Annotated in this window: 18 protein-coding genes; 8 read left to right on the forward strand and 10 right to left on the reverse strand. The window is 68.7% G+C overall.

The genetic code is table 11. The features are described from left to right. The first annotated feature begins 137 nt into the window (after nucleotides 1–137). From J2X58_RS01880 to J2X58_RS01895, 4 genes are all read left to right on the forward strand, one after another. A complete protein-coding gene (locus J2X58_RS01880) occupies nucleotides 138–1,064 on the forward strand; it encodes an aldose 1-epimerase (RefSeq protein ID WP_310046126.1) in 927 nt (308 codons plus the stop codon). Between the two features lie 4 nt (nucleotides 1,065–1,068). Then, nucleotides 1,069–3,315 carry an alpha-galactosidase gene (locus tag J2X58_RS01885; RefSeq protein ID WP_310046128.1) on the forward strand — a complete coding sequence of 749 codons (2,247 nt, stop codon included), beginning with the start codon at nucleotides 1,069–1,071 and terminating at the stop codon, nucleotides 3,313–3,315. 100 nt (nucleotides 3,316–3,415) lie between these two features. Beyond that, nucleotides 3,416–5,638 carry a CBM35 domain-containing protein gene (locus tag J2X58_RS01890; protein ID WP_310046129.1) on the forward strand — a complete coding sequence of 741 codons (2,223 nt, stop codon included), beginning with the start codon at nucleotides 3,416–3,418 and terminating at the stop codon, nucleotides 5,636–5,638. A gap of 164 nt (nucleotides 5,639–5,802) precedes the next feature. After that, nucleotides 5,803–6,009: a hypothetical protein gene (locus tag J2X58_RS01895; protein ID WP_310046131.1), complete on the forward strand. Its 207-nt coding sequence runs from the start codon at nucleotides 5,803–5,805 to the stop codon at nucleotides 6,007–6,009. Between the two features lie 5 nt (nucleotides 6,010–6,014). Here J2X58_RS01895 and J2X58_RS01900 read toward each other — a convergent pair whose 3' ends face one another. Continuing rightward, nucleotides 6,015–6,173, reverse strand: coding sequence for a hypothetical protein (locus tag J2X58_RS01900; RefSeq protein ID WP_310046132.1), 159 nt, complete (start codon nucleotides 6,171–6,173; stop codon nucleotides 6,015–6,017). 374 nt (nucleotides 6,174–6,547) lie between these two features. Between J2X58_RS01900 and J2X58_RS01905 the strand changes: the two genes are divergently transcribed. Then, nucleotides 6,548–7,201 (forward strand): response regulator, encoded by a 654-nt coding sequence (locus tag J2X58_RS01905; protein ID WP_090054433.1) that lies wholly within the window; start codon nucleotides 6,548–6,550, stop codon nucleotides 7,199–7,201. Between the two features lie 95 nt (nucleotides 7,202–7,296). Here J2X58_RS01905 and rne read toward each other — a convergent pair whose 3' ends face one another. After that, nucleotides 7,297–10,668 (reverse strand): ribonuclease E, encoded by a 3,372-nt coding sequence (rne, locus tag J2X58_RS01910; RefSeq protein ID WP_310046135.1) that lies wholly within the window; start codon nucleotides 10,666–10,668, stop codon nucleotides 7,297–7,299. A 350-nt stretch (nucleotides 10,669–11,018) separates the two neighbouring features. Here rne and J2X58_RS01915 point away from each other — a divergent pair, with 350 nt between their 5' ends. Then, a complete protein-coding gene (locus J2X58_RS01915; protein ID WP_090054429.1) occupies nucleotides 11,019–11,966 on the forward strand; it encodes an RluA family pseudouridine synthase in 948 nt (315 codons plus the stop codon). A gap of 12 nt (nucleotides 11,967–11,978) precedes the next feature. Here J2X58_RS01915 and J2X58_RS01920 read toward each other — a convergent pair whose 3' ends face one another. Both J2X58_RS01920 and J2X58_RS01925 read right to left on the reverse strand, forming a co-directional pair. Beyond that, nucleotides 11,979–13,379, reverse strand: a complete 1,401-nt coding sequence (locus J2X58_RS01920) for a CPBP family glutamic-type intramembrane protease (RefSeq protein WP_310046136.1) — start codon at nucleotides 13,377–13,379, stop codon at nucleotides 11,979–11,981. Between the two features lie 2 nt (nucleotides 13,380–13,381). Continuing rightward, nucleotides 13,382–13,723, reverse strand: a complete 342-nt coding sequence (locus tag J2X58_RS01925) for a 4a-hydroxytetrahydrobiopterin dehydratase (protein ID WP_310046138.1) — start codon at nucleotides 13,721–13,723, stop codon at nucleotides 13,382–13,384. A 139-nt stretch (nucleotides 13,724–13,862) separates the two neighbouring features. Between J2X58_RS01925 and J2X58_RS01930 the strand changes: the two genes are divergently transcribed. Beyond that, on the forward strand, nucleotides 13,863–14,456 hold the full coding sequence (locus tag J2X58_RS01930; protein WP_310046140.1) for an NfuA family Fe-S biogenesis protein: 594 nt from the start codon (nucleotides 13,863–13,865) through the stop codon (nucleotides 14,454–14,456). Nucleotides 14,457–14,553: 97 nt separating this feature from the next. On the opposite strand, the gene J2X58_RS01935 is transcribed toward J2X58_RS01930, so the two are convergent. The 6 genes from J2X58_RS01935 to J2X58_RS01960 form a co-directional block, all read right to left on the reverse strand. Next, on the reverse strand, nucleotides 14,554–14,904 hold the full coding sequence (locus tag J2X58_RS01935) for a cytochrome c (protein WP_090054421.1): 351 nt from the start codon (nucleotides 14,902–14,904) through the stop codon (nucleotides 14,554–14,556). A gap of 17 nt (nucleotides 14,905–14,921) precedes the next feature. Beyond that, nucleotides 14,922–15,242, reverse strand: coding sequence for a cytochrome c (locus J2X58_RS01940; RefSeq protein ID WP_090054419.1), 321 nt, complete (start codon nucleotides 15,240–15,242; stop codon nucleotides 14,922–14,924). Nucleotides 15,243–15,338: 96 nt separating this feature from the next. Beyond that, nucleotides 15,339–16,571 (reverse strand): TraB/GumN family protein, encoded by a 1,233-nt coding sequence (locus J2X58_RS01945; protein WP_310046141.1) that lies wholly within the window; start codon nucleotides 16,569–16,571, stop codon nucleotides 15,339–15,341. Nucleotides 16,572–16,593: 22 nt separating this feature from the next. Then, on the reverse strand, nucleotides 16,594–17,484 hold the full coding sequence (locus J2X58_RS01950) for a carbon-nitrogen hydrolase (protein ID WP_090054415.1): 891 nt from the start codon (nucleotides 17,482–17,484) through the stop codon (nucleotides 16,594–16,596). A gap of 45 nt (nucleotides 17,485–17,529) precedes the next feature. Further along, nucleotides 17,530–18,564 carry an agmatine deiminase family protein gene (locus J2X58_RS01955; protein WP_310046145.1) on the reverse strand — a complete coding sequence of 345 codons (1,035 nt, stop codon included), beginning with the start codon at nucleotides 18,562–18,564 and terminating at the stop codon, nucleotides 17,530–17,532. Nucleotides 18,565–18,658: 94 nt separating this feature from the next. Continuing rightward, the gene (locus J2X58_RS01960; RefSeq protein ID WP_177191153.1) at nucleotides 18,659–18,943 is read right to left on the reverse strand and encodes a hypothetical protein; all 285 of its coding nucleotides are present in this window, start codon (nucleotides 18,941–18,943) and stop codon (nucleotides 18,659–18,661) included. 231 nt (nucleotides 18,944–19,174) lie between these two features. On the opposite strand from J2X58_RS01960, the gene J2X58_RS01965 reads away from it, so the two are divergent. Beyond that, nucleotides 19,175–21,064, forward strand: coding sequence for an ATP-binding cassette domain-containing protein (locus tag J2X58_RS01965; RefSeq protein WP_310047877.1), 1,890 nt, complete (start codon nucleotides 19,175–19,177; stop codon nucleotides 21,062–21,064). Nucleotides 21,065–21,066: the final 2 nt, after the last annotated feature.

Here is a 21,066-nt window from a genome sequence, read left to right on the forward strand (position 1 = left end):
TTCGGGTGCCGTGCGAAAGCGCATCGACGCCGTGCACGTCGCCAGGGGAAATGCCGGACATCGACGGCCGTCCGATCGCAGCGCAGGCGACGGGCTCACCATCGTGGCCCGGTCTTCATGGATGCCACCGTGTGACGATGAGCTTGTCTGACGCGCTCCGGATCGGCAACGAAAGGCTCAGCCTGTCGGTTCTGCCGCGCGCAGGTGGCGGCATCGTCGCCTTCGATGCGCTCGTCGACGGCCACAGTGTGCCGCTGATGCGTCCGACCCTTCCATCGGATGTCGACGCCGCCGGCGTCGTCGATCCCAACCGCCTCGCCTGTTACCCCCTGCTGCCGTGGAGCAATCGTATCGCCCACGGCGGCTTTTTTTACGGCGGGCGACGGGTGGCATTGGAACTCAACCGTGCGGGCGACGCCTGGCCGATTCATGGCAGCGCTTGGCAGCGCGCCTGGACGACGCTGACCCACAGCGCGGACACGCTGCTGCTCGTGCTCGAGGACAATACGCCCGACGCCTACGCGTACCGGGCGACGCTCGGCTACCGGGTCATGGGCGATACGTTGCGCGTCACGCTTCGCGTCATCAACGCCGGGCCCCACGCGCTGCCGTTCGGCCTCGGGCTCCATCCATTCTTCCCGCTGCACGGTGGCGCCCGGCTCCGCGCGCCCGCCACCGAGGTCTGGCTCAACGATGGCCACGATCCGATGCCCGTGCGCCGCGAGGCCGTGCCCGCGGCGTGGGATTTCAGCGACACGGTGCCGTTGCCCGCGGGTGGGCTCAACCATGCGTTCCAGGGATGGGATGGCCGGGCCACGATCGAATGGCCGGATCAATCGCTGCGTCTGCACGTGTCGTCCGATGTCGATACCTACGTGATCTACGTGCCGGAAGGCGAGGCGTTCTTCTGCTTCGAGCCCGTGGACCATCCCATCAACGCCGTCCACCTGCCCGGAGGCGCGATCGCCAACGGCATGACGGAGCTCGCGCCGGGCCGGAGCCTGGAGCATGCGTTCGCGTTTCGCGTGGAGGCGATGGATCGCACGCCACGAACCATGAGGTGAAGTGATGTTTTCTTCTTCGATGATCCGCGTGGCGGTCTGTCTCGCCGGCGGCCTGCTCGCGGTCCCCGCGGTCGCCGCGACCCAGGGCAACGCTTCCGCGCGTTTCGACCAGTCGCAACGTGTGTTTCGTCTGGACGCGGGTGCCGTGACCTACGCGATGGGTGTCAACGCCGATGGCATGCTGCAGACCCTCTACTGGGGCGCGCGCCTTCCGGCCGACGATCCCCTCGGCCCGGCGCTTCCCGCGCCGGAGCGTTCGTCGTTCGACTCCGCGGGCGCGCTCACACCGCAGGAATACGCGGGATGGGGCGGCAATCTGACCGCGACACCGGCGCTGAAGGTGAAGTTCGACGACGGCAACCGCGACCTGGTGCTGCGTTACGACAGTCACCGTCTCGAGAAGGACGCGCTCGCCGTGACGATGCGCGACGCGAAGGCGGGGGTGACCGTGATCCTGCGTTACACGGCGGACGAAGCGACCGGCATCGTCGGGCGCTCGGCGCACATCGAGAACACGGGCAAGCAGGCACTGACCATCGACAGCGCCGCCGCCGCGACGTGGAACCTTCCTCGCGCGCCGGATTACTCGCTGCGCTACCTGACGGGCACCTGGGCGGGCGAGTGGCACCTGCAGACGCGTCCGGTGACGCCAGGCGCGACCGTGCTCGAGAGCCGACGCGGAAGCACCGGCGACGAGAACAATCCGTGGTTCGCGATCGGTCGCGGCGACGCGTGGAACGAAGAGCACGGCGACGTCTGGTTCGGCGCGCTCGCCTGGAGCGGTTCGTGGAGCATCCGCGTGGAAGAGGACATCCTCGGCCAGGTGCGCGTGGTGGGCGGATACAACCCGTTCGACTTCGGTTATCGGCTCAAGCCCGGCCAGTCGCTCGACACGCCGGTGTTCTACGCGGGTTACACGAAGGACGGTGTCGGCGAGGCCTCGCGCCTGATGCACGCGTTCGAGCGCGATCGCGTGCTTCCCGGTGGCGCGTCGGCGCCACTTCGTCCGGTGCTGTACAACTCGTGGGAAGCCACGGAATTCAAGGTCGAGGAGCCGGGGCAGGAAAAGCTCGCGGAGAAAGCGGCGGCGCTTGGCGTCGAGCGCTTCGTCGTCGACGACGGCTGGTTCGGGGCGCGTGACAACGACCATGCGGGGCTGGGCGACTGGGTCGTGAATCGCCGAAAGTTTCCGAACGGCCTCAAGCCGCTGATCGACAAGGTCCATGGGCTCGGCATGACGTTCGGTCTCTGGGTCGAGCCTGAGATGGTGAACGCGGACAGCGACCTCTATCGCGCGCATCCCGACTGGGTGCTCAACTTCGCCGGAAGGCCGCGCAGCGAAGGGCGCCATCAGATGGTGCTCAACCTCGCGCGCGAGGACGTCAAGGCGCACGTGCTCGACGTGCTCGACCGCCTGCTCACCGAGAACGACATCCAGTTCCTCAAGTGGGATTACAACCGGAACTGGTCCGAGCCGGGCTGGCCCGAAGTCGCGCCCGAGGAGCAGCAGAAGGTCTACGTGACCTACGTGCGCAACCTCTACGACATACTTCGCCAGTTGCGCGCGCGGCATCCGAAGGTGGAGATCGAGTCGTGTTCGGGCGGTGGCGCGCGCGTCGACCTTGGCATCATGGCGCTCACCGACGAGGTGTGGCCCTCCGACAACACCGATCCGTCCGATCGCCTCTCGATCCAGGACGGCTTCAGCTACGCGTACGCACCTGCGACGATGATGGCGTGGGTGACGGGTTCACCGAACTGGGTGAACAACCGCGTCAGTTCGCTCGACTTCCGTTTTCTCTCGTCGATGCAGGGCGGCCTCGGCATCGGCGCGAACCTGCTCGAGTGGACGCCGGCGGAAGAGGCGACCGCGCGCGGCTACGTCGCGGCGTACAAGACCATCCGCGAAACGGTCCAGCGGGGCGACCTCTATCGCCTCCTCTCGCCGCGCGATCGGGCGCCCTGGTCGGCGACGCTGTCCGTCGCGCAGGACCGGCACCAGGCCGTGCTGTTCGCGTTCCAGCGCCAGGGCGAGGAAGCGCGTCCGTTCCCGACGCTCGCGCTGCGCGGCCTCGATCCGAAGGCGCGTTACCGCTATCGCCTGATCCACGGCAAGGTCGCGCCAGGTACCCCGGAGGTCGCCAGCGGCGCGTACTGGATGCAGCGCGGTATCGACATCGCGATGCGCGGCGACCTGCAGGCCGCCGGACTCGTGTTCGATCGCGAGGGCGCACCACGCGGATCGCGCTGACCCGCCCGCGTGCGCCGCCCTTTCGCGGCGCACGACACGTTCGACGAAGCTTTTCGATCGGTGCCCCGCCCCGGGGCGCCGCAACCATCGGAGTGCGCCAATGAACGCCAGTCATGCCGTGCCACCGTTCCCGCCCAGCCGTCGCCGCGAAAGCCGCCGGCATCTCCCGAACCTCGCGCGCACCGCGCTCGCATGCGCGCTCGTCGCGTTCGCGGCCGATGCCTCCGCGCAGGTCAACGGGGCAGGGCAGAAGCCCTACCTCGGCTGGAGCAGCTTCAGCCAGCAGACCATCGAACCCGCGTTCCTGACGCAGGCGAACATGCTGATCCAGTCCGACGCGCTCGCATCGTCCGGATTGCAGGCGCATGGTTACACGTACATCAACCTCGATTCCGGCTGGCAGGGAAGCTTCGACGCGAACGGCCGACCCACGCCCGATCTCGCGACGTTCCCCGACATCAAGGCGATGGTCGACCATATCCACCGCAACGGGCAGAAGGCCGGCATCTACTGGATTCCCGGGGTCGAGGAGCCGGCGGTGCAGGCCAACTCGCCGATCCTCGGCACGTCGCTGCACATCCAGGACATCCTCGCGTTGCCACACCGCGCCGGCAACGCGTTCGGCGGGCCGGGCGAGAATCCGTACCATTACAAGATCGACTTCTCCAGGCCCGGCGCGCAGGAATACATCGACTCCGTCGTCGCGTTGTTCTCGTCGTGGGGCTTCGATTTCATCAAGCTCGACGGCGTCACGCCCGGCTCGTACAGCGACGACCTTTCGATCGACAACCGTGACGACGTGGTGGCCTGGTCGAAGGCGATCGCTCGCACCGGGCGGCCGATCTGGATGACGATCTCCTGGCAGGTCGACAAGGACTACCAGGACATCTGGATTCCCCATTCCAACGCGCGCCGCATCGACGACGACGTCGAATGCGAAGGGCGTTGCGCCACGCTGACGAACTGGCCGCGCATCGAGAAGCGCTTCCGTGACCTGCCGGGTTGGCAGGACGCCACGGGCCCCACGAAGGGCTGGAACGACCTGGATTCGCTCGACATCGGCGACGGCGAGCGTGACGGGCTCACGCTCGAGGAAAAGCGTTCGGCGGTGACGCTGTGGGCCATGGCCAACGCGCCGATGTACCTCGGTGGCGACCTGACGAAACTGGATCCCGCGGGCAAGGCGCTGGCGACGAACGACGAGGTGATCGCCGTGAACCAGTCGGGGCGGCCGGCGAAGCAGGCGCTCGGCGGCGACCTGCCGGTATGGGTGAGCGATCTCGGCAACGGCCGCTACTACGTCGCGCTGTTCAACATGAACGCGACGAAGGCGGTGGTCGAGCTGCCCTGGAAGACCATCGGCATCATCGGCGCGAAACGCACGCGCGACCTCTGGCGTCATCGCGAACAGGGACCGTCGCTGGGAAGTTATCGCACGGAGCTTCCGGCGCACGGAACGCAGCTGCTGCTCGTCGACGCGCTGCCTGGACAAGTGCCGTCGGAGCCGTCGACGAGCTACGAAGCCGAAACCGCATCGCTGTCGGGTAACGCCGCGCCGGCCTCGTGCAGCGGTTGCTCGGGCACGACGAAGGTGGGCGGCCTGGGTCTCGGCGCCGAGAACGCCGTGAGCGTGGACAACGTGTACGCGCCGCGAGACGGTACGTATCTGATGCAGATCGACTCACTTACGCTCGGCCTGCGTTCTTACCTTTACCAGGTCAACGACGGCCCGCTGTCGACGTTCAATTCGGGCGGCGGAAGTTTCCAGCTTCCGTCGAGCAGCACGGTGCCGGTCTGCCTGCACCGCGGCTACAACCGTATCCGGTTCGGCAACGCGGCGAGCTATCCGCCGGACCTCGATCGCATCGTCGTACGCGGTCGCGGGGACGCCGCGCTGCCCGCGTCGGCGACCTACGAGGCCGAGGCCGCGCAACGCGGTGGCGCCGTGACGGCGGGCTTCAGCAACTACTTCTCCGGTCTCGCGAAGGCGGGCAACGTGGGCGGTGGCATCGCCAACGACGTGGTGTTCCCCGCCGTCACGGTACCCGTGTCCGGGAAGTACCAGCTCGAGATCGACTACGCGACGAACGGGCCGCGCTCGCTGTACCTCACCGTCAACGGGGGCGCGCCGACGAAGCTCGCCCTCGACGGCAGCAGTTTCGACGATCCGGTGGCGAAAGTGCTCGACGTGTCGCTGAAAGCGGGTGCGAACACGATTCGCCTGGGCAATCCGGATGCGCCTGCGCCGGACCTCGATCGCATCGTCGTCGCGCCGCAGGTGTTGCCCGCATGGCTTGGCGCATCCGCCCGGAACTGTCGCTAAGGTGGAAAGCACGTCGCGGCGTGTCCCGCCGCGACGTGTTCGCCGCCGATCGATCCGTGAAATCGACGAACGTCGTGGAGATCGTCTAGCTCTCCGCTTCACGCTACCCGAATGCACGCATCGCGAGGCTACGCTTACTCGCGGAATGCAATGGGGAGACAGCCATGGTCACCGTCACAGAGGGTTCGCACGTCAACACCATCGGTGCGCTCGCGGCGGGCAAGCTGCTGGCGAAGGCGACCGGTGGTCGGTGGGGCCCGGCCATCCTGATTCTTGCAGGCATCGTGATGCTTAGGAAACGTGCCGCCGCACGGGCGGCGCGCCGGGAACGGGCCGAAATCGCGGATGTCGACATCGACTCGCTCCGTTGAGCGGCTCAGGAGTCTTCTTTCTTCTTGCGCTGATTGTCTTCGCCTGAACCGTCGAGGGCATCGCCGGAGGCGTCTGTCGGCCGCTGCTCCGTGGGGCCCTTACGCTCTTCCGGCGGAATGTCCTGACCGGGCGTTTGTGGCGGGCGATTTTTCTCATTAGCCATGATGGATACTCACCTTTTCGGGGGGAGGTTCCACGATGACGCCGGGAGGCTCATCGTCGCGTGGCCGGCGCGTGATCGAACTGTCGCCGAGTAGGCGCCGACGTTCGGAAAATGCTTGGGGCGGGCGCTGCGCAAGGGTAAGGCAGTTGCGCGTCAGGCCTTGCCTACAAGCGGCTGCGCTCACGGATGACGCGGCCATCGGGTGATCACGCCTCACGCGCTTCGGCAAATCCCGCTACAGCGTGCGGCGGCCGACCCGGATCATAGCGCCACGCTGGTTGTCTCGCCTGCACATCTGGCATTGTATGCATCAGCAGGCGGCGCGCGGTCGAATCCATGCGCCCGAAGTACAGTCGGCCCAGGGAGGGCATTGAATGATTAGTGTTGTTTTGGTCGACGACCATGAACTGGTCAGGACCGGTTTCCGGATGATCCTGCAGCAGCAGGCGGATATCCGGATCAGGGGGGAAGCGAGTTCGGCGGAAGAGGGCCTGCGCCTCATCCGCGCGCAGTCGCCGGATATCGCACTCATCGACGTGCACATGCCAGGCATGAGCGGGGTCGAGCTGACGGAGCGCATCGTGCGCGCCAAGCTTCGCACGAACATCGTCATTCTGACGGTGGTCGACGACGCACGTTTTCCGAAGCGCCTTCTGGACGCCGGTGCGCTTGGCTACCTCACGAAGGGATGTTCGTCGGACGAACTGCTTACCGCCGTGCGCTCGGTCGCGTCGGGGCGCCGCTACCTCGCGCCGACTGTAGCCCAGCAGCTCGCGCTTGCCACGCTCGATGGCTCGGATTCGCCGTTCGACGCGTTGTCCACGCGAGAGATGGAGGTCGCGATGATGCTCGTGCGTGGCATGCCGCTCACCTCCATCGGCGAGCGGCTCAATCTCAGCCCCAAGACGGTGTCGACTTACAAGCAGCGGCTCATGGAGAAACTGCATGTCGACCATGTCGTGGGCCTGGCCCATCTCATGACCATCCACGGATTGCTCGACACGCACAATCACCAGGTCGGTAGCTGAGTTCGGGTCCGACACCAGAAAAAAACGCCGGGCAATGCCCGGCGTTTTCTTGTGCGTGATCGGACGGGAAGGGCGGAACCCTTCCCGTCGCACGATCAGTGCTCGCTCTGCTCGCCCTGCGGCTCCTGACGCGGACGCGTCAGCAGATCGCCCTGGGCGGGCGGGGTCCAGGCCGGACGGTCCGCGTTGGCGGGCGGCGCATGCGACACCGGCGACACGTTCGACGCCTCGGGCAGCTTCGGCGTCACGGGCGCGGGCGGAACGGCCGGCGCGGTGGCCGGAGCCGCAGCAGCCGGAGCCGCAGCAGCCGGAGCCGTGACGTTTTCCGGTGCGGGAGCGGCAGGTTTGGCCTGCGGCTTCTCGGGCGCCGGCGAGGCGTCCGCCACGGGCTCCACAGGTGCCGCGTCCGCGATGGGCGCCTCATCGGCCTCGGCCACCGGGTCGGGCAGGATGCCACGCGCCGGCGCGTCGAGGACGGACGCCGGCGGCGTGCGTTCGGCGGTTTCGATGGCCGCGGGAGCCTTCGCCACGGTTTCGGCGACCTCGGAAGCCACCGGCTGAGCAGGCTGCGTCGCCGGGGCCGGGGCCTCGGTCGTCACGGCCGCCGTTTCCGTCGATACGGACGGGGCTGCCGCCGGAACCGGCGCGGATCCCGACACCGGTGCGGTCTTGAGCGGGGCGTCGGATTCCGTCTGACGCCGTTCCGTGGTCCGTGTTTCGGCCGAATCCGCGGGGGTGGCCACGGTATCGACATCCACCGACGCATGCGGCGCCGGCGCAGGCGCTGCGTGCCCCGGGATCGGCGGCAGCTTGGGCAGCGACGGCAGCGTCAGCGCGGACGGCACGGACTCGTCGTCGGCGGGCTCGGCCGGGCGGCTGGCCACGGCGGAGGGTGCTTCGACGGCGAACGCGTTTTCCGCGGCGGCGGCGGTGTCGAGCATGGGCGGGATGCTCGGGCTCGCGCGGCCCGTCGTTTCGACGGCCTCGTCGTCGCCCTCGTCATCGTCGCCGTCATCGGCGCCCGGGGCGCCTTCGATGGCGCCAGCCTGCGCACCGTCTTCCTGGCGGCGACGGCGGCGACCACCACGACGGCCGCGACGGCGGCGCTGGCCACCCTCGGTGTCCTTCGTGCCTTCCGGCTGCGCATCGGCGGCTCCGGCGACGGCCTTGGCCTCGTCCTCGACGATGGGCGCATCGGTCGGCAGCTTCTCGTCCGCCTTCGCGACTGGCGCGCTGCCCGGCTTTTCGGCGGCCGGGCGCGGCGCGACGGGCGCGCTCGCCTCCGCGGCGTTCACGGTCGTCGCCGCGACGGCCGAGGTGGCGAGCGTGGCGGCCTTCTCGATGTCCTTGCCCGGCTTGTCGGCCTGCGGCTGACGCTCGCCGCGCGGCTGCTGCTGACGGCGGTTCTCGCCCTGCGCGGCCGGCGTTTCGGTGCGGCCCTGGCGGCCCTGACCCTGCTGACCGTCCTTCGGCCGGTTGGGCTTCTCTTCGCCCTGGCGCGGCTGCTCGCCGCGACCCTGGCCCTGCTTGTTGCCCTTGGCCTGCGGCTGACCGCGACCCTGCTGGGCGCCGTCCTTGTCCTTGCGCTGACCCTGGCCGCGCTGCTCGTTTCCGCCCTTGTTGCGCGGCTCGTTGCCACGACGCTCGTCGCGGCGACCGCCGCTACGCTCGTTGCGGCCATTCGGGCGCGACTCGTCGCGACGGGTGGAGGAGGCCGTCTGGGCGGCCGCCGGTGCGGGCGCCGCGGCGCCGCCCCCGAAGAGGCTGCCGAAGAGGCGCGAGAAGAAACCGCCCGCCGGCTGGGCCGGCGCGGCGGGACGGGCCACCGGCGCGACCGGAGCCGCTTCGGTCTCGTCGTCGCGCAGCGGCGCGGGGGTGGACGGCACGACACCCGTGACCAGCGGCTGCTCGCCGCTGCCCAGGGCCTGGCCCATCTTCGGCAGCGCGGTCGCGACGGTCGGGGTGGTGCGCTCGTAGCTGGGCTTGCTGTGCTCGCCCATGTCCGCCTCGCGGATGCGGGTGATCTCGAGGTGCGGCGTCTCCAGCTTGTCGTCGGCGACGACGACCACGTGAACGCTGTGGCGCAGCTCGATCTCGACGATGCTGGCGCGCTTCTCGTTGAGCATGAAGTTGGCGACCGACGGCGGCGCCTGCACCAGGACCTGCCCGGTGTTGTCCTTCATCGCGTGCTCTTCGATCAGGCGCAGGGTCGACAGCGCGAGCGATTCCACGCTGCGGATGTGGCCGTGGCCTTCGCAGCGCGGGCAGACGATCTGGGTGGCTTCGCCAAGGCTCGGGCGGAGGCGCTGGCGCGACATCTCCAGCAGGCCGAAGCGCGAGATGCGACCGATCTGGACGCGGGCGCGGTCGGCCTTGAGGGCCTCCTTCAGGCGCTCCTCGACCTCGCGCTGGTGGCGCGGGCTATCCATGTCGATGAAGTCGATCACGATCAGGCCGCCGGCATCGCGGATGCGCAGCTGGCGGGCGATCTCGGTGGCGGCCTCGAGGTTGGTGTTGAACGCCGTCTCCTCGATGTCGCTGCCCTTGGTGGCCTTCGACGAGTTGATGTCGATGGCGGTCAGGGCTTCGGTCTGGTCGATGACGATCGAGCCGCCGGAGGGAAGGCGGACGTTGCGCTCGAAGATGCTCTCGATCTGCGTCTCGATCTGGTAACGCGAGAACAGCGGCGTCGGATCCTGGTAGAGCTTCAGCTTGCGCAGGTTGTTCGGCATCACCTGCTGCACGAAGTCGCGGGCGTCGCTGAACAGCGATTCCTCGTCGATCAGGATCTCGCCGATGTCGTTGCGCAGGTAGTCGCGCAGCGCGCGGATGAAGAGCTTCGATTCCTGGTAGATCAGGAACGGCGCCTTCTGCGAGTTCGCGGCGGCCGAGATCGACTTCCACAGCTGCAGGAGGTAGTCGAGATCCCACTGGAGCTCTTCAGCGTCGCGGCCCATGCCGGCGGTGCGCACGATCAGGCCCATTTCGTCGGGCACCGTGAGGTGCTCCATGGCTTCCTTCAGCGCCTGGCGGTCCTCACCCTCGATGCGGCGCGACACGCCGCCGGCACGGGGGTTGTTCGGCATCAGCACCATGTAGCGGCCGGCGAGGCTGATGAACGTGGTGAGGGCGGCGCCCTTGTTGCCGCGTTCTTCCTTCTCGACCTGGACGATGATCTCCTGGCCTTCCTTCAGGAGTTCGCGGATGTTCGATTTGCCTTCCGCGTTCGGATTGAAATACTCGCGGGCCACTTCCTTCAGCGGAAGGAAGCCGTGGCGCTCGGCGCCGTAATCGACGAAGCAGGCTTCGAGGGAGGGTTCGACGCGGGTGATGCGGCCCTTGTAGATGTTGGCCTTTTTCTGTTCCCGGGACGGGATTTCGATGTCGAGATCGTAAAGGTTCTGACCATCGACGATGGCCACACGCAACTCTTCGCGCTGAGTCGCGTTGATCAACATACGCTTCATTGTGGGTTCCTCGGCCTTGCCGCGCGGCCGCGCGCCGCGGTGGCGCCCGTTTGGCGGCCTGCCGGGGATCGCGCCGCAGCGGTGAGGCTTCAAGCGGCATGGGATCCGGGACCGATACCTGGACCCGGCGTGATTCGTGAATAAGCGCCTTGCAACCGGTCCGCGTCCCTACGGATTAGCCGGACAACCGCAACCCGAACCGCTACGATGTGGGGTGTCCTCGCCTACCGGCCCCTCGGACGGAATGGCGCGACACTCGCCCTACGCGGCGATACAGGCACCCCGCGAGAGATGAGTCTTCAGCGGAGCCTGGCGCTCGCCGAGTATCCTATCAATTTCGAGTTTTATCAATGCAGACGGCAACTTCCCTCGACGGCGGCCAAGGTGTGCGCCTGGTCGAAATCGGTCCCGAGCGGGACGGTCAGCGCGTGGACAACGCCCTGATGACCCTCCTGAAGGGGGTGCCGCGCAGCCTGGTGTACCGCATCCTGCGCACGGGGCAGGTGCGTATCAACGGCAAGCGGGCGAAGCCGGAAACGCGCCTCGCGGCAGGCGACATGCTGCGCATTCCGCCGGTTCGCGTCGCGGAGCGTGATGAGACCGTGGCCCCGTCCGGCATGGTCCGCGCGGTCGCCGACTCGGTCATCTTCGAGGACAAGCACTTCCTCGTGATCGACAAGCCGGTCGGCATCGCGGCCCACGGCGGCAGCGGCGTCAGCCATGGGGCGATCGAACTGCTCCGGGCCGCCCGTCCCAATGAACACCTCGAGCTCGTCCACCGGCTGGACCGCGACACCAGCGGCGTTCTCGTGCTCGCGCGCTCGCGATCCGGCCTGACGGGCCTGCAAGAGCTCATCCGCGAGAACCAGGTCGTCAAGCAGTACCTCTGCCTGATGACCGGGACGCCCCGCAAGGCGAAGTTCGACGTCAACGCGCCGCTGCTGAAGTCGGTGATGCACGGCGGCGAGCGCATGGTGCGCGTGGACGACGCCGGCAAGCCGTCGCTGACCTTCTTCCAGGAGCTGGAGCAGTATCCGGCCTCGCGCCTCATGCAGGCCACGCTGGGAACGGGGCGCACGCACCAGATCCGCGTCCACGCCCAGTACATCGGCCATCCGCTGGCCGGCGATCCGAAGTACGGCGACGAGGAGGCCAACAAGCGCTTCCGCGCCAAGGGCCTGAAGCGCATGTTCCTGCACGCGTCGCGGATGAGCTTCGACCTCGGGGGCAGGAACTACGACTTCTCGGCGCCCCTGCCGGACGATCTCAAGGCGTTCCTCGACAACCTCCGCGGGTAAACGGCGTGGCGTCTAGTTGAGGAAGCGCCCGCTGACCTCGAGCGAGCGCAGGATGCCGCCCGCCAGTCCGGCCTGCACCAGCAGGGCGCTCGCGGCGTGGGCGAGGGCGACGGGAAGCAGCGAGCGATGGCGCAGGAACCACCACGCCCAGCCCAGTTCGGCGACGAAGCACAGTTGCATGAGCACGCCGTTGGGGGTGTGCAGGAGCGCGAAGGCCAGCGCGGTCAGCAGCACGGCCCAGGCCCGGGGCAGGGCGCGGTCGAGCAGCGCACCCGCGACGGCCAGCACCAGCCATTGCTGGAAAACGGCCCAGGCGACGTAGACGAGGGCCCGTCCCGGCAGGGGCCACGCCAGGCGATGGCCGACGAGGGCGACGAGCGCCGCCGCGACGACGACGGCCAGGAAGGGCCAACCGGCGCTTCGCCAGGCCCCGCCCCAGTGCCATGCCGGCGGGTCGTGGCGCCACGCGAGCAGCGCGGCGTAGGCCACGCCGAGGCCGAAGGTGGCGATGCCCGCCAGCGCTGGCCTGCCGTCGAAGCCGAGGCTGGCGATGAAACACAGCGGCCCGGCCAGCACGAGCAAGGCCTTGGCGATGTCCTTGGCCCGTTGCGCCCCGGGCCGCCGCCAGGCGACGGCGGCGACGATGAGCAGCGCGGCGTAGACGGCCGGCGGTACCGCCTCGAGCCAGGCGGGCGCCGGCCGGCGCAGGCCCTGGTCGAACGTGACGAGGGGATCGGCGGCGCGTTGATTGTCCCGCCATGCCAGCAGCGCCTCCGCGCTGAGGCGCCCGGGAAGGCTGCCGGCGTGGGGTTCGACGATCCCGGACGAGGGCAGCAGGGCGGCCGAGCGCAGGACGACCGAGGTGCCGACAGGCATGACCACCCCGAGCCGGAGCATCGCCGCGCGCGTGGGCGCCGCGATCGGCCGGCCGTCGTCGTCGCGCCAGTCCAGCGCCGGGAGGGCGATCCGCCGTCCCGACGCCCCGGGCATCAGCTCGCCGACGTCCGCATGGCGCGTCGGCTCGTCGAGACCCTCGCGGACGGCCAGGAACGCGTGCACCGGGGCCGACGCCGCGACCTGAAGGTGCAGTTCGTCGATGCGGCGGATGTCCGCTGTGCGGAAGAGGGGGAACCCGACTTCGGCGGCCGAGCCATCGGTCGCCCGAAGGGTGAGTCCGTCGCGGCCGCCCTCGACGATCGCGCCGCCGAACGCACGGCCGGCGATGACGTCGTCGGGCGCGCGGAACCGCCACGACCATGGCGAGCCGCCCGCCTCGAACGTGGCGCGCTCGGCGGCGCTGTCGCGCTCAATGGCGCCGCGGACCACCACCGCGGCCAGCCGCGGCATCAGGGCGAGCAGCGCCAGCGCGACGATCGTCGCCGCGATGAACGACCATGGGCGGCCGGCGCGCACCGTCAGCGGTCCAGCAGGGCCTCGACCCGGGCGGCGCAGATGAAATCGTTGAGCGACAGCCCGCCCACGTCGTGCGTGGACCAGAGGATATGGCAGTGCCCGTAGCCCGCCTCGAGGTCGGGATGATGATCTTCCCGGTTGGCCATGAACCCGACGGCGTTGATGAAGCCGAGCGTGTGGTGGAAATCGGGGAAACGGAAATCCTTCACGATCGCCTTGCCGTCGGGGCTGAGCTCCCAGCCGGGCAGGTCCGCCAGATAGCCGTCGATGGCGGCGCGATCGAGGGCGTTCTCCGCGCCCTTGCGGGGCTGGCAGTGCTGGGAGGCGAGCGGGGAGAGCGTCATGGCGGCGGATCCGTGCGTCGGGAAGCGCGAAGGGTCGCCGCGCGCGGTTGAATTGTCAAAAGCGGGCGCCCACGTGCAAAAGCGTACTAAAATGGTGCTGTTTCCGGCATCCCCGGGCCGGACCCCTTTCGGAGCCCCCATGATCGACATCTCGGAACGCGCCCAGGCGCACTTCCAGCGCCTGGTGGCGCAGCAGAACGAAGACGGCCTCGGCATCCGCCTGCGCGTCGTCGCGGCTGGCACGCCGTCGGCGCAGTGCGACCTCGAATTCTGTCCGGCCTCCGAACTCACGGGTGACGAGTGGACCGTCGAATGCGACGGCTTCAACCTCTATGTCGACACCGAGAGCATGCGCTGGCTCGACCCGGCCACCATCGACTACGAAACCACGGCCACCGGCAGCCAGCTCAACATCCGCGCGCCGCGCATCAAGGGCGACGCGCCGGGCGAGGGCGCCGGCATGGTCGAGCGCGTGCAGTTCGTCCTGGAGTCCGAGATCGCGCCGCAGATCGCCTCGCACGGCGGGCGCATCTCGCTGGTCGAGGTCACCTCGGACGGCGTCGTCGTGCTCCGCTTCGGCGGCGGGTGCCACGGCTGCGGCATGGTCGACGTCACGCTGAAGAACGGCGTCGAGAAGACGCTGCGCGAGCGCATTCCGGAAATCACGGAAGTGCGCGACGCGACCGATCACGAAACGGGCGACAAGCCGTACTTCGCCCGCGCCGCGGGCTGATCGTCACGAAACGTCCGAAGGGCCGACGGCGAAAGACGCCGCTCCCGCTTACGAAAAAGCCCGCTCGCGCGGGCTCTTCACGGACGGCACCGGGAGATCAATCCCCCTGCACGTGCCCTTCGAGGCCGCTCAGCTTCGAGGGCATGCTGCTGAAATACGCCGACACATCGTCGATGTCCTGATCCGACAGCGTGGCCGCGAAGCCCTTCATGATGGCGTTGCCGCGGCGGCCGTCCTTGTATTCGTGCAGCGCCTGCGCGAGGTAGTCGGCGTACTGGCCCGCGAGGCGCGGATACTGCGGATCGACCGAGTTGCCGTCCGTGCCGTGGCAGGCAACGCACGTCGCGATCTTCGTCTTGCCCCGCGCCGGGTCACCGGCGGCGAAGGTCTGGGTGGCGGTCAGCGCGAGCAGCGCACCGATGGCAATCAGGGAAAACCCACGGGTCATCGTTCGTCCTCGGCGGCTTACTTGGCGAGACTGGAGAGGTAGGCGGCGATGTCGGCGATGTCCTTGTCGGACATGCTCTGCGCCTGGGCGCCCATCGTCGGATGCTTGCGTTCGCCGGTCTTATAGGCCTTCAGCGCGTTGACGAGGTACAGCTCGTTCTGCCCCGCGATGTGCGGCACGTGGTAATCGGGATATGCGTTGGCGTAACCCGGCACGCCGTGGCAACCATGGCAGGTGTAGACCAGCGTACGGCCCCTGGATTTGTCCCCTTCGGCATGCGCGGCGGATGTGGCGCACAAAGCTACAGCGATCAGTCCAACCAGATGCAGACACTTCATTAAGAGTTCCCTGGGTGCCGGGCGGGGCCGGGGTTGAATAGCCGTCGGAGTATAGAGGCGTGTCGCGACGGCGGACAACTCAGGGAGCCCGGGGCGTCAGAACAGGCTGCGGATGATGTGGATGCCCGCGATGTATTCGCCGGCGATCGTGCCGATGCTGACGAGGAAGAAGTTGAGCAGCGTTCGCGCCACGCGGTTCTTCCACCAGCCCGTCCAGTGCGTGATGTCGTCGCGCAGGCGCTCGAAGTCGAGTACCCGCGGCTTGCGCACCCAGGCTTCCGCCATGGCGCTGATGGCGCCGGACGGAATGCCGGGACGGAACGGTTTCAGCGGTGCCGCGACGAACGCCGCCACGATGGAGAGGGGATGCGCGCCGGCGATGAGCGCGCCGAGCGCCGAAAGGCCGCCGGTGAGCAGGATCCAGTTCTTCAGCGCATCGACGCCGAGGCTCGGGCTGCGATAGAAGGCGTACGCGATCGCGGCGAAGATCGCCAGCACGATGCCGACCGCGAGCACCTTGGGCCACTTCGCGGCCGGTGGCGTCACCGCCAGTTCGTCGGATAGCGCGCGAGCGTCGCCCTGCTGTCCGGCGAGTTCGGCGCTCATGCCCTTCAGGTGACCCGCGCCGATGACGACGAGCACCTTGCGGGTGGGCGCCGCGGCGTCCATGGCCGCGCCGTTCTCGCGGAGCTTCGCCGCCATGAATTCGTCGCGCTCGGCGATCAGCGCGCGATAGAGCGGCGCGGATCCCGAGGCGAAGTCGCTGAATGCGCTTTCGAGGAGATCGGCCTGCTTGAGCTTCTCGATGTCCTCCTCGGCGATCTCCTCGCGCTCGAACACGCTGCCGAGCATCCCGGCCAGCAGGCCGAAGCGCTGGAAAAAGCCGACGCTGCGCCACGCCCGCTTGAGCGTGGTGCCGACTTCGCGGTCGACCAGCCACACGGGGATGCCACGCGCGTCCGCGCCGTCCATCGCCGCCTTCATCTCGGCGCCCGGTTCGATGCCGTATTGCGCCGCGAGGCGCTTCTGGAACGAACCCAGCACGAGGCTCGCCGCCACCATTCCCGCCTTGCCCTGGCGGATGACCTGGAACAGGTCCATCTGCTTGAAGGCTTCCGGATCGCGGACGCCCTGAGCGCGGCTGGGGCAGAGCTCGACCGCGACGGCGTCGAAGCGTTCGGCTTCGAGCAGCGCGTCGACCGCCTGCACGCTCGCGCGCGACACGTGCGCCGTGCCGAGGATGACGTACTCGACGCCGTCGCGCGTCATGCGCTCGATGGGCTGGCCTTCCAGGGCGGCGGGCAGGGTGACGTTCTCGGCCGGAATCATGCGGTCGGTGGTCCTTGTGGGATCAGTCGCGGAAGCGTTTGGTGAGGTCGCCGTAGGCGTCGATGCGGCGGTCGCGGAGGAACGGCCAGATGCGGCGGACGTGTTCGCTGCGCTCCATGTCCACGTCGCAGATCAGCAGCTCGCGGCCGTCGGTGCCCGCCTGGGCGAGGAACTCGCCCTGCGGGCCGGCGACGAAGCTGGAGCCCCAGAACTGGATGCCGCCGCCCACGCCCGACGGATCGGCCTCGTAACCCGTGCGGTTGCACGAGAGCAGCGGCAGGCCGTTGGCGACGGCGTGCCCGCGCTGCACGGTGATCCACGCCTCGCGCTGGCGTGCCTTTTCTTCGTCGGAATCGCTCGGATCCCAGCCGATGGCGGTCGGGTAGAACAGCAGGTCGGCGCCGGCCAGCGCCATCAGGCGCGCGGCTTCCGGATACCACTGGTCCCAGCAGACGAGCACGCCGAGCTTGCCGACGGACGTCTGGATCGGATCGAAACCGAGGTCGCCCGGCGTGAAGTAGAACTTCTCGTAGAACGCCGGGTCGTCGGGGATGTGCATCTTGCGGTACTTGCCCGCGATCGCGCGCGAGCGGTCGAACACCACGGCGGTGTTGTGGTACAGGCCCGTGGCGCGCTTCTCGAAGATCGAGGCGACGACCACGAGCTTCAGCTCCTCCGCGAGCGCGCCGATGCGGTCCGTGCCCGGGCCCGGAATGGTTTCCGCGAGGTCGAACACCTCGACGCTCTCGCGCTGGCAGAAGTACGGGCCGTTGTGCAGCTCCTGCAGCAGCACGAGTTCGACGCCGGCCTTCGCGGCCTCGCGCAGGCCGGCTTCGATCGCGTCCAGGTTCGCGTCGCGGCTGCCGCGGTCGGTTTCCTGGAGGAGGGCGACCTTGAGGGTCTTGCGGGTCATGGGCTCATTCCTCGCGCGGCGTCGGGCCGCGCATGCAGATGGGGATCAGGCGGCGACGGCGGCGGGCAGCTGCATGGTGATGCAATGCAGACTGCCGTTCTGCCAGATCAACGGACGGCAGGGCACCTGCACCACCTCGCGGCCCGGGTGGGCCAGGCCGATGATGCGCGCCGCCTCGTGGTCCGCCTCGTCGCCATAGGCCGGCACGAGCACCGCGCCGTTGACGATCAGGTAGTTCGCATACGACGCTGCCAACCGGCGGCCTTCGTCGAGGATCGGCCGCGCCCAGGGCAGCGGGTGCAACGGGTACGGCTCGCCTTCCGGCGACCGCAGCGCCGCCAGCTCCGAGGCCATCCGGCCCAGTTCGGCGAAGTGCGGGTCGCTGGCGTCGTCGCAGGCCTGGTAGACGATGCCGCCGTCCGGGCTGAAACGCGCCAGCGTGTCGATATGGGCGTCGGTGTCGTCGCCTTCAAGGTAGCCGTGGTCCAGCCACAGCACGCGGTTGGCGCGCAGTGTGGTGGCGAGCGTCTCGGTCATCGCTTCGCGCGACAGCTCCGGGTGGCGCTGCGCGAGGCACTTCCAGGTGGTCAGGATCGTGCCCTTGCCGTCGCTCTCGATGCCGCCGCCTTCCAGCGCCCAGTCGATCCGCTGGTGCGGCAGGCCGGAGAGCACGCCGCGCTCCAGCAGGCCGGCGATGAGGGCGTCGTCCTGCTCGGCGCCGAACTTGCCGCCCCAGCCGGTGAACCGGTAGTCGTTGAGCAGCACGCCATCGGGGCCCGTCAGGGTGATCGGGCCGGAGTCGCGCAGCCAGGTGTCGTCGTAGGGAAGCTCGATGAAATGCACGCGCGACATGTCCGCACCGGCCTGCTCCATGGCCAGGCGCGCACGCTCGCGCAGGTCCGCGTCGGCGACGACGACGTGCAGCGGCTCGAAACGCGTCACCGCGGCGGCGAGCGCCACGTACGTCGTCTCGACCGCGGCCAGGCGCTCGGCCCAGTCGGTGTCCTCGTGGGGCCAGGCGATCAGGACGCCGGCCTGCGGTTCCCACTCGGCGGGCAGTCGATAGGAGGATTCGGTCATGTCGGGCGGGGGCGAATGGGGGAAGCCCGCCATTCTACCGTGCCGGGAGCGTGCCTGGGCGGGACGCCGCGGCCGCTCCCGCGTGCCGTCCGCGTTACTGCGGGTTGGCGGGATTGGTGTTGTTGCCGGCCGGCGTGTTCAGCACGGTGTGGATCACGTGGCTGCGTTCGAAGTACACGATGTAACCCGGGTACATCCAGCGGTTGATCACGGGCTGCTTCCGGCTGCCGCCACCGCGGGCGTCGAGCTTCGAGGTCGGCTGGCCGAACCGGCGTTCGACCTCGGCCATGCTCATGCCCTTCGTCGGGAGGCTCATGGCCTGTTCCTGCTGCACGCGCTGCATGAGCAGGGTGTCGCCGGCGCGGGCGGACGGGGCCATGGCGGCCGACACGAGCGCCACGGCGATCGCGGTGAAAACAGGCTTGAAGGTCTTCATGATGGCTCCGTCGCGCTCCCCATGCGGCGCAGGACGCCGTTGTAACAGATCGCCCGGAGGCACGCCATGGGCGCCGCCGCGTCGATACGCCGGCTGTGGGCTGCGTCGCGTTTCCCGGACGGCGGCGGACTTGGCCGCTATCATGTGCAGTCGCCTCCAGCCGTGCCCGTCTCCATGATCTCGTTCCGCAATCTCGCCCTCCGCCGGGGCAGCCGCACCCTGCTGTCGCACATGGACCTCACCATCCAGACCGGGTGGGCGCTCGGCGTCATCGGTCGCAACGGCTGCGGCAAGTCCACGCTGTTCGCGGCGCTCAAGGGCGAGCTCGAGCCGGAGGTCGGCGACCTCGACATGCCGTCGAAGGTCCGCCTGGCCTCCGTGGCGCAGGAAACCCCCGCGCTTCCCGATCCGGCGATCGAATACGTGCTGGGCGGCGACGTCGAGGTCGCCGCCGCGCTCAAGGCGGAATCCGACGCGCTCGACGCGGGGGACATGGAGGCGGTGGCCGCCGCGCACCTGCGCATCGAGGAAGTGAATGGCTACGACGCGCGATCGCGCGCGGGGCGCCTCATGCACGGCCTCGGCTTCGCGCCGGAGACGCATGAACAGCCGGTCGCCTCCTTCTCGGGCGGCTGGCGCGTGCGCCTCAACCTCGCCCGCGCGCTGATGGCGCCGTCCGACCTCTTGCTGCTCGACGAGCCCACCAACCATCTCGACCTCGACGCCGTGCTCTGGCTCGAGGAATGGCTGCGCCGTTACCAGGGCACGTTGCTGATCATCTCGCACGATCGCGAGTTCCTCGACGGCGTGATCTCGCACACGATGCACCTGCACGACGGCACGGCGAAGCTCTACACCGGCAACTACACGGCGTTCGAGCGCCAGCGCGCCGAACACCTGCGCCAGCAGCAGATCGCGCACGAGCGCGAGCAGGCGGAGCGCGCGCACCTGCAATCGTTCATCGATCGGTTCAAGGCGAAGGCGAGCAAGGCCAAGCAGGCGCAGTCGCGCATGAAGCGGCTGGAGAAGATGGCGGGTACCGAAGCGGTGCGCGCCGAGCGTTCCTTCAGCTTCTCGTTCCCGGCGCCGGACCGTCTGCCCACCTCCATGCTGCAGCTCGACCACGTCGACGCGGGCTACGGCGAGCACGTCGTGCTGCACGACGTCGCCTTCGGTCTCGAAGCGGGCGATCGCATCGGCCTGCTCGGCCCGAACGGCGCCGGCAAGTCGACGATGGTGAAGTCGCTGGTGGGCGAGCTCGCGCCGCTGGTCGGCGAGCGTGGCTTCCACAAGGACACGCGCATCGGTTACTTCGCGCAGCACACGGTGGAGAGCCTGCAGGAAGGGCACAGCCCGTTCGACCACCTTCAGCAGAAGGCGCCCATGGCCGGCGCGCAGGCGTTGCGCGATTACCTCGGCACGTGGAACTTCCCGGCGGATCGCGCCTTCGAGCCCGTCGACGCGTTTTCCGGCGGCGAGCGCGCGCGTCTCGCGCTCGCGCTGATCGCGTGGGACAAGCCGAACCTCCTGCTCCTCGACGAACCGACCAATCACCTCGACCTCGACATGCGCGAAGCGCTCGCCGATGCGCTCGCGGCCTTCGACGGCGCGCTGGTGCTCGTGTCGCACGACCGCCATCTGCTGGGCATGGTCTGCGACGAGTTCTGGCGCGTGGCGGACGGCAAGGTCGAGCCGTTCGACGGCGATCTCGACGACTACGCGAAATGGCTGCGCACGCGCGCCACCACGCGCAAGACCGCCGCGGTCGCCTCGGCACCGGCCGATGCGCCGGTGCAGGAGTCGGCGAAGGAACGACGCAAGCTCAGCGCCGAAGAGCGCGAGAAGGAAAAGCCCCTGCGTGCCCGCGTGAAGAAGATCGAGTCGCTGATCGCGTCGATGGACAAGGAACTGGCCACCATCGAAGGCAAGCTCGCCGACCCGGCGATCTACGGCGGCGCGACGGCCGAACTGATGAAGCTCGGCCAGCGACAGGCCGAATTGCGCGGCGAGAAAGAGTCGCTGGAACTGGAGTGGATGGACATCCTCGAGAAGATCGAGGTCTGACC

Source organism: Luteibacter sp. 3190 (assembly GCF_031456385.1).
Lineage (GTDB): Bacteria > Pseudomonadota > Gammaproteobacteria > Xanthomonadales > Rhodanobacteraceae > Luteibacter.

What these genes read in the sequence shown, in the direction of transcription:
- J2X58_RS01895 (WP_310046131.1), top strand. Translation starts at nt 5,803, where the DNA reads ATGGTCACCGTCACAGAGGGTTCGCACGTCAACACCATCGGTGCGCTC.
- J2X58_RS01925 (WP_310046138.1), bottom strand. Translation starts at nt 13,723, where the DNA reads ATGACGCTCTCCCCGCTCGCCTCCCAGCACTGCCAGCCCCGCAAGGGC.
- J2X58_RS01965 (WP_310047877.1), top strand. Translation starts at nt 19,175, where the DNA reads ATGATCTCGTTCCGCAATCTCGCCCTCCGCCGGGGCAGCCGCACCCTG.
- J2X58_RS01940 (WP_090054419.1), bottom strand. Translation starts at nt 15,242, where the DNA reads ATGAAGTGTCTGCATCTGGTTGGACTGATCGCTGTAGCTTTGTGCGCC.
- J2X58_RS01960 (WP_177191153.1), bottom strand. Translation starts at nt 18,943, where the DNA reads ATGGCCCCGTCCGCCCGCGCCGGCGACACCCTGCTCATGCAGCGCGTG.
- J2X58_RS01915 (WP_090054429.1), top strand. Translation starts at nt 11,019, where the DNA reads ATGCAGACGGCAACTTCCCTCGACGGCGGCCAAGGTGTGCGCCTGGTC.
- J2X58_RS01890 (WP_310046129.1), top strand. Translation starts at nt 3,416, where the DNA reads ATGAACGCCAGTCATGCCGTGCCACCGTTCCCGCCCAGCCGTCGCCGC.
- J2X58_RS01900 (WP_310046132.1), bottom strand. Translation starts at nt 6,173, where the DNA reads ATGGCTAATGAGAAAAATCGCCCGCCACAAACGCCCGGTCAGGACATT.
- J2X58_RS01930 (WP_310046140.1), top strand. Translation starts at nt 13,863, where the DNA reads ATGATCGACATCTCGGAACGCGCCCAGGCGCACTTCCAGCGCCTGGTG.
- J2X58_RS01880 (WP_310046126.1), top strand. Translation starts at nt 138, where the DNA reads ATGAGCTTGTCTGACGCGCTCCGGATCGGCAACGAAAGGCTCAGCCTG.
- J2X58_RS01950 (WP_090054415.1), bottom strand. Translation starts at nt 17,484, where the DNA reads ATGACCCGCAAGACCCTCAAGGTCGCCCTCCTCCAGGAAACCGACCGC.
- J2X58_RS01885 (WP_310046128.1), top strand. Translation starts at nt 1,069, where the DNA reads ATGTTTTCTTCTTCGATGATCCGCGTGGCGGTCTGTCTCGCCGGCGGC.
- J2X58_RS01905 (WP_090054433.1), top strand. Translation starts at nt 6,548, where the DNA reads ATGATTAGTGTTGTTTTGGTCGACGACCATGAACTGGTCAGGACCGGT.
- J2X58_RS01945 (WP_310046141.1), bottom strand. Translation starts at nt 16,571, where the DNA reads ATGATTCCGGCCGAGAACGTCACCCTGCCCGCCGCCCTGGAAGGCCAG.
- J2X58_RS01955 (WP_310046145.1), bottom strand. Translation starts at nt 18,564, where the DNA reads ATGACCGAATCCTCCTATCGACTGCCCGCCGAGTGGGAACCGCAGGCC.
- J2X58_RS01935 (WP_090054421.1), bottom strand. Translation starts at nt 14,904, where the DNA reads ATGACCCGTGGGTTTTCCCTGATTGCCATCGGTGCGCTGCTCGCGCTG.
- rne (WP_310046135.1), bottom strand. Translation starts at nt 10,668, where the DNA reads ATGAAGCGTATGTTGATCAACGCGACTCAGCGCGAAGAGTTGCGTGTG.